This window comes from Agromyces binzhouensis, from assembly GCF_004135055.1.
Lineage (GTDB): Bacteria > Actinomycetota > Actinomycetes > Actinomycetales > Microbacteriaceae > Agromyces > Agromyces binzhouensis.
In genome coordinates this window covers 1-6,379 of record NZ_SDPL01000170.1, presented here as the reverse complement: position 1 = coordinate 6,379, position 6,379 = coordinate 1, and the positions used below count along the sequence as shown (strand labels likewise).

The window sequence follows — 6,379 nt, the reverse complement described above, 5'->3', positions numbered from 1 at the left end:
CGCGGCCGAGGCCGGGCTGGTCGGGGTATGGCTCAACCGCTCGGGTGGGCGACCGGCCGAGCCCGAGGCGGCGGATGCCGAAGCCGCGGGCGTCGTGGAGATCCGCACCCTCGCCGAGCTCGCACCGCTGCTCGCCGGCCGGTTCGCCTGAGCCGCGCCCCCGCATCGGGACGGCAACGGGCCGGGGTGCCTTCCCGTGCACCCCGGCCCGTGTCATCCGCTCACCCTCGGCGAGCGAGCGAGCGCTCGCGTCAGCGGACGTCGTCGTCGACCCAGTCGAGGGTCTTCGTGACGGCCTTCTTCCAGTTGCGCACGAGGCGCCCCTGCTCGGCCTCGTCCATCGAGGGCTCCCAGCGACGGTCCTCCTGCCAGTTCTTGGCGAGGTCGTCGAGGTCGGCCCAGAAGCCGACCGCGAGGCCCGCCGCATAGGCGGCGCCGAGCGCGGTCGTCTCGGCGACGACCGGACGCACCACGGGCACGCCGAGGATGTCGGCCTGGAACTGCAGCAGCGTGTCGTTGGCCGTCGCGCCCCCGTCGACGCGCAGCTCCGTGAGGTCGATCCCCGCATCGGCGTTCACGGCTTCCACGACGTCGCGCGTCTGGAACGCGATCGCCTCGAGTGCCGCCCGCGCGATGTGCCCCTTGTTCACGTAGCGGGTCAGGCCCACGAGCGCACCGCGCGCGTCCGGACGCCAGTACGGGGCGAAGAGCCCCGAGAACGCCGGGACGAAGTACGCGCCGCCGTTGTCCTCGACGGTCTTCGCGAGCTCCTCGACCTCGGGTGCCGAGGAGATGAGCCCGAGGTTGTCGCGCAGCCACTGCACGAGCGAACCGGTGACCGCGATGGATCCTTCGAGGGCGTAGTGCACGGGCTGGTCGCCCAGCTTGTATCCGACGGTCGTGAGCAGCCCGTTCTTCGAGTGGACGATCTCCTCGCCCGTGTTGAAGATCAGGAAGTTGCCCGTGCCGTAGGTGTTCTTCGCCTCGCCGGCATCGAACGCCGCCTGGCCGAAGGTCGCCGCCTGCTGGTCGCCGAGGATGCCCGCGATGGGCGTCTCGCGGAGCAGGCTCGAGGACTCGACGGTGCCGTAGACCTCCGAGGAGGACTTGATCGCCGGGAGCATCGAGCGCGGGACGCCGAAGATGCCGAGGATCTCGTCGTCCCATTCCAGGGTCTCGAGGTCCATGAACAGGGTGCGGCTCGCGTTGGTGACATCCGTCGCGTGCACGCCGCCGTCGACGCCGCCGGTCAGGTTCCACAGCACCCAGCTGTCGGTCGTGCCGAAGAGCAGGTCGCCGGCCTCCGCCTTCTCGCGCGCGCCGGGCACGTTCTCGAGGATCCAGACGATCTTGGTGCCCGAGAAGTAGGTGGCGAGCGGGAGGCCGACCTTGGCCTTGAAGCGCTCGACGCCGCCGTCGGCCGCGAGGCGGTCGACGATGGGCTGCGTGCGGGTGTCCTGCCAGACGATCGCGTTGTAGACCGGCTCGCCGGTGTTCTTGTCCCAGACCACCGCGGTCTCGCGCTGGTTCGTGATGCCCACCGCGGCGATGTCGTGGCGGGTCAGGTCGGCCTTGCCGAGCGCCTGGCCGATCACCTCGCGGGTGTTGGTCCAGATCTCCTTCGGGTCGTGCTCGACCCAGCCCGCCTTGGGGAAGATCTGCTCGTGCTCGAGCTGCCCGGTCGAGACGATCGATCCGTGCTTGTCGAAGATGATCGCGCGCGACGAGGTCGTGCCCTGGTCGATCGCGAGGACGTAGTCAGCCATCTGAGAACTCCATTGCTGTCAGTGATGGATGGGTGGAGGTGGTGGGGTGGGTCGGATCAGCCGAGCACCGGGAGGGCGACGAGCGCGGCCCATCCGGCGAGTACGCCGCCGATGATGGGGCCGACGACCGGCACCCAGGAGTACGACCAGTCGCTGCTGCCCTTGCCGGCGATCGGCAGGATGGCGTGCGCGATGCGCGGCCCGAGGTCGCGGGCCGGGTTGATCGCGTAGCCGGTCGGGCCACCGAGGGAGGCGCCGATGCCGATGACCAGCAGGGCCACGGGCAGCGCGCCGAGCGCGGCCAGGCCGGAGGCGTCGCCGTTGCGGCCGAAGCCGATGACGACGAACACGAGCACGAACGTACCGATGATCTCGGTCACCAGGTTCCAGCCGTACGACCGGATCGCCGGACCCGTCGAGAACACGGCCAGCTTGGTCGCACTCTCCGGCTCACCGTCGAAGTGCTGCTTGTACCCGAGCCAGACGATGACGGCACCGAGGAACGCGCCGATCAGCTGCGCGCCGATGAACGTGAGCACGCTGACGACAGTGACGGGCACCGTCGTGCCGAATGCCGGGTTCCCGAACTCGGTCGCACCGTTCGCGACCAGGCCGAGGGTGACGGCGGGGTTGATGTGCGCGCCCGAGGCGTAGGCGACGATGACGCCGGCGAAGACCGCGAGGCCCCAGCCGATGTTCACCATGAGGAACCCGCCGTTGAAGCCCTTCGTCTTGGCGAGGGCGACGTTCGCGACGACGCCGCAGCCGAGCAGCACGAGCATGGCGGTACCGACGAGTTCCGAGAGGAACAGCACTCCGAGATTGTCCACGTTGACCTTTCTGGGTAGGACCGGGCGGCCCGGGGGCGGGCTGCCGCTGAGGGCCGCGCCGGGGCGGCCCGGATGAAACGTACCCGCGGAATCGGCCGGTCAGCGGCGGTTCCACATGCACATCCGTGCAGATTTCACTGCGCGGCGAGCTCCTCGAGGACCACGCCGTGACGCTCGGCGAGCACCGCGCGCGCGAGTCGGACCTCGACGGATCGGGTCTGGGCGTCCCAGCCGAGGACGTCGCCCACGACGGCGACGAGCTCGTCGAGCAGGGGTGCGGTCACGGCACCCGTGAACGCGAGGCTCGTGCGGCGGAGCAGGACGTCAGCGAGGTGGACGACGCGCTCGTTCGCGGCGAGCCAGGCGACCTCCTCGCGCGAATAGTCGGGCGCGTCTGCGAGGGGCGTCTCGGCGGCGCCCTCGATCGCCTCGATGATCTGCGCGGCGCGCGTGCCGTAGCGCTCGAGCAGCTGCTCGGCCCGCTCTCGGCCCACGCCGTCGCCGTGGCCGACGACCCACACCAGCCGCGCGGCATCCGTCGTCGGGTAGCCGGCGCCGCCGCCGATCGGCAGGCCCTTGGTGGACCGGACGCGGTCGCGGCCCACGAGGCCGAGGACGTCATCGGCGAGGTGCTCCGCGAGCGCACGGAACGTGGTCCACTTGCCGCCGACGAGGCTGAGCAGCGTCGTGCCGGGGCGTTCGGCGACCTCCGCCCGCTCGATGCGGTAGTCGCGGCTGACGAAGCCGGGCTGGGTGTCGTCGTGTCGGGGCAGCGGCCGCACGCCGGAGAAGCGGAAGACGATCTGCGAGCGGTCGACCCGGATGCCTGGGAAAACGTGCGCGACGAGGTCGAAGAAGTAGTCGACCTCCTCCTCCGTGCAGACCGCGGGCGTGCGCATGTCGTGCTCGAGGTCGGTCGTGCCGACCATCACGCGGCCCTTGAGCGGGTAGATCAGCACGATGCGGCCGTCCTCGTGCTCGAAGAAGATCTCGCGCCCGCCGGTGGCGGCGAGGAGCTCGTCGTTGTCGAGCACGATGTGGGACCCCTTGGTGCCGCCCATGAAGCGGGTGTCGCGACCGAGCTGCGCGTTCGTGATGTCGGTCCACGGTCCCGACGTGTTGACGACGACGTCGGCGGCGAGGTCGAACTCCGCTCCCGTCACGCCGTCGCGGACGCGGACGCCGTCGGCGCCGAGGCCCACGGCCTCGAGGTAGTTCGCGGCGCGCGCGTGCGCCCCGGCGGCGAGTCCGTCGTGCAGCACGTCGAGCGCCAGTCGCTCGGGGTCGTGCATGCTCGCGTCGTAGTAGGTCGCCGTGTACTTCAGGCCGGGGTTGAGTGCGGGGAGTTCGGCGAGCGACCGCTTCGCGCCGAGGAACCGGTGCCGCGGCACCGAGCCGCCGTCACGCGAGAACGCGTCGTAGATCGTGAGGCCGGCCTTGATGAGCGCCGCGCCGCGCTCCGTGGGCTTGCCCTGCCGGTGCGTCAGGAAGCGGAGCGGGGCGGAGAGGATGCCGGAGAACGTCGAGAAGATCGGCACGGTCGTCTGCAGCGGCTTGACGTAGTGGGGTGCGATCCGGATGAGGCCGTTGCGCTCCTGCACCGACTCCTGCACGAGGCGGAACTCGCCGTTCTCGAGGTAGCGGATGCCGCCGTGGATCATGTGGCTCGAGGCGGCGGAGGCACCCGAGACGAAGTCGTCGCGCTCGACGAGCACGACGTCGACGCCCTGCAGCGCGAGGTCGCGGAACGTGGCGATGCCGTTGATGCCGCCGCCGATGATCACGACCTCGGCGGCGGGTCGGGCGCGCAGCGCGGCGATCTCGGCGCGGGCGCCGGAGGCGGGCGTGGGGCGGTTCGTCGTCGGCGACGTGGTGGGCGACATCGCTGTCCTTTCGAGCTGGTCACGCCGGGTTGCGTGGAGTGCCCGGCTGTGGATGAATACATCGTGGGCATCGTTGAACATGCTTGCAAGCCGAATGAACAAACGTGCAGGGAGAGTTCCATGGTCGTGACGGACGCCGCGGGCCCGGCCGCGGGAGGCGAGCTGCCCACCGGGAAGACGCGGGACGCGCTTCGGGCCGCGCACCTCTACTACCTGCAGGACCTCACCATGGACGCCATCGCGAAGGAACTGCACACCTCGCGATCCTCGGTGTCGCGCCTGCTGAGCCACGCCCGTGCGACCGGGCTCGTCGAGATCTCGATCCACTCCCCCCTCGACCTGCCGAGCCGTCTCGAGCAGGAGATCCTGGAGCGCCACGAGGTCTCGGCGCACGTCGTCCCGGTGCCCGACCACGCGAGCGACGTCGATCGGCTGGAGCGCGTCGCGCTCTCGGCTGCACGGATTCTCAGCCGGTTCATCGACTCGAACCAGACCATCGGCGTGGCGTGGGGCTCCACCATGAGCGCCATGAGCCGCCACCTCGCCCCCAAGGCGACGCACAACTCCGAGATCGTGCAGCTGAACGGCGCGGGCAACCTCCGCACGACGGGCATCCTGTACGCCTCGGAGCTGCTGCGTCGGTTCGGCGACGCGTTCGGCGCGCGCGTGCAGCAGTTCCCCGTGCCGGCGTTCTTCGACGACCCCGCGACCAAGCAGGCGTTCTGGCGCGAGCGGAGCACCCGCCGCCTGCTCGACCTGCAGGCGTCGATGGACGTCGCCATCTTCGGCATCGGCTCGCCGTTCGCCGAGGTGCCGAGCCACGTCTACCAGGGCGGCTACCTGGAGCGCGCCGACTTCGAGGCGCTCTCACGCGACGGCGTGGTCGGCGACGTCGCCACCGTGTTCTACCGGGCCGACGGCTCGACGGACGGGATCCCGCTGAACTCCCGTGCGACCGGACCGGACTTCGCCGTGCTCCGCCGGGCGCCGCGCCGGATCTGCGTGGTCTCCGGACAGGCGAAGCTCCCCGGCCTCACCGGCGCGCTCGCGGCCGGCCTGATCACGGACCTGATCGTCGACGAGGGAACGGCCCGGCGCCTGGTCGAGCGGCCCGTCGACGGCGTCGGGGACGACCGGGCCGACTGAGCCGCACCGCGATGGAATCGTGATCGCGGACCGCGGAACTGCGGGGTAGGTTTGCCTTCGCGACTGCCTGATCATCGGCGCGCGAGAGGACCGCATGCACGACCCCGACGCCCCGGAGCCCACCGGCGGCCCGGCCCCGGGTCCGCCCCCGTGGGACGGGCTCCCTCCCGCCGCCGGCCCGCCCATGCCCGACGGCCCGGTCGAGTTCGTCATGGTCCCGTCCGAACCGCGTGAGCCCCGCGCCCCTCGGCGCATGAGCGGATTCGCCGCTGCCTGCGCCATCGCCGCCGTCATCGCCGCGTGGGCGATCGGCCACCAGGTCATCGCGACGGCCGTCCACGCGGAGATGTGGCCCGCGTGGGCCGCCGCCGACGCCGCATACGACGAGGCCGCCGCCGACTACCGCGAGACGACGGAACGGGCCGAGAGCGCGATCGACCGGGGCGACGCCCTCGTCGGGATCGCGGTCGGCGAACTCGTCGCCGAGGAGGACCGCGCGAACCTCGAGGAGCGCATCGCCGAGGCGCGCGCGATCCTCGCCGAACGACCGAGGAGCCCTGGAATCGCCGCGATCGGCGACCCCGTCGCCTTCGCGCCCGCATGGGAGCGGTACGCCGACCTCCTGAGCATGATCGACCTCGTCCCCGCCCGCGCGGACGCCGCCGCCCGCTACGACGCCGCGCGCGACGTGGTCGCCGAGGGCAACCTCGCGATCGCCGACGCCGCCGAGGCGCTCATCGCCGGGACCGAGGCG

At 71.4% G+C, this 6,379-nt stretch carries 5 protein-coding genes; 2 read left to right on the top strand and 3 right to left on the bottom strand.

All coding sequences use genetic code 11. The features are described 5' to 3' along the window. Positions 1 to 251 precede the first annotated feature (251 nt). The 3 genes from glpK to ESO86_RS09650 all read right to left on the bottom strand — a co-directional run bounded on the left by glpK (position 252) and on the right by ESO86_RS09650 (position 4,479). Positions 252 to 1,766 (bottom strand): glycerol kinase GlpK, encoded by a 1,515-nt coding sequence (gene glpK, locus ESO86_RS09660; RefSeq protein WP_129234708.1) that lies wholly within the window; start codon positions 1,764 to 1,766, stop codon positions 252 to 254. Positions 1,767 to 1,822: 56 nt separating this feature from the next. Beyond that, positions 1,823 to 2,596: an MIP/aquaporin family protein gene (locus tag ESO86_RS09655; RefSeq protein WP_129234707.1), complete on the bottom strand. Its 774-nt coding sequence runs from the start codon at positions 2,594 to 2,596 to the stop codon at positions 1,823 to 1,825. A 134-nt stretch (positions 2,597 to 2,730) separates the two neighbouring features. Further along, a complete protein-coding gene (locus ESO86_RS09650; RefSeq protein WP_129234706.1) occupies positions 2,731 to 4,479 on the bottom strand; it encodes a glycerol-3-phosphate dehydrogenase/oxidase in 1,749 nt (582 codons plus the stop codon). A 120-nt stretch (positions 4,480 to 4,599) separates the two neighbouring features. On the opposite strand from ESO86_RS09650, the gene ESO86_RS09645 reads away from it, so the two are divergent. Next, on the top strand, positions 4,600 to 5,625 hold the full coding sequence (locus ESO86_RS09645) for a sugar-binding transcriptional regulator (RefSeq protein WP_129234705.1): 1,026 nt from the start codon (positions 4,600 to 4,602) through the stop codon (positions 5,623 to 5,625). 253 nt (positions 5,626 to 5,878) lie between these two features. Next, positions 5,879 to 6,379, top strand: a 501-nt coding sequence (locus tag ESO86_RS09640) for a hypothetical protein (protein ID WP_207207083.1), incomplete at its 3' end; no start/stop codon positions are given.

Excerpts from the sequence above, each read along its gene's own strand:
- glpK (WP_129234708.1), bottom strand. The coding sequence starts at position 1,766 with ATGGCTGACTACGTCCTCGCGATCGACCAGGGCACGACCTCGTCGCGC.
- ESO86_RS09650 (WP_129234706.1), bottom strand. The coding sequence starts at position 4,479 with ATGTCGCCCACCACGTCGCCGACGACGAACCGCCCCACGCCCGCCTCC.
- ESO86_RS09645 (WP_129234705.1), top strand. The coding sequence starts at position 4,600 with ATGGTCGTGACGGACGCCGCGGGCCCGGCCGCGGGAGGCGAGCTGCCC.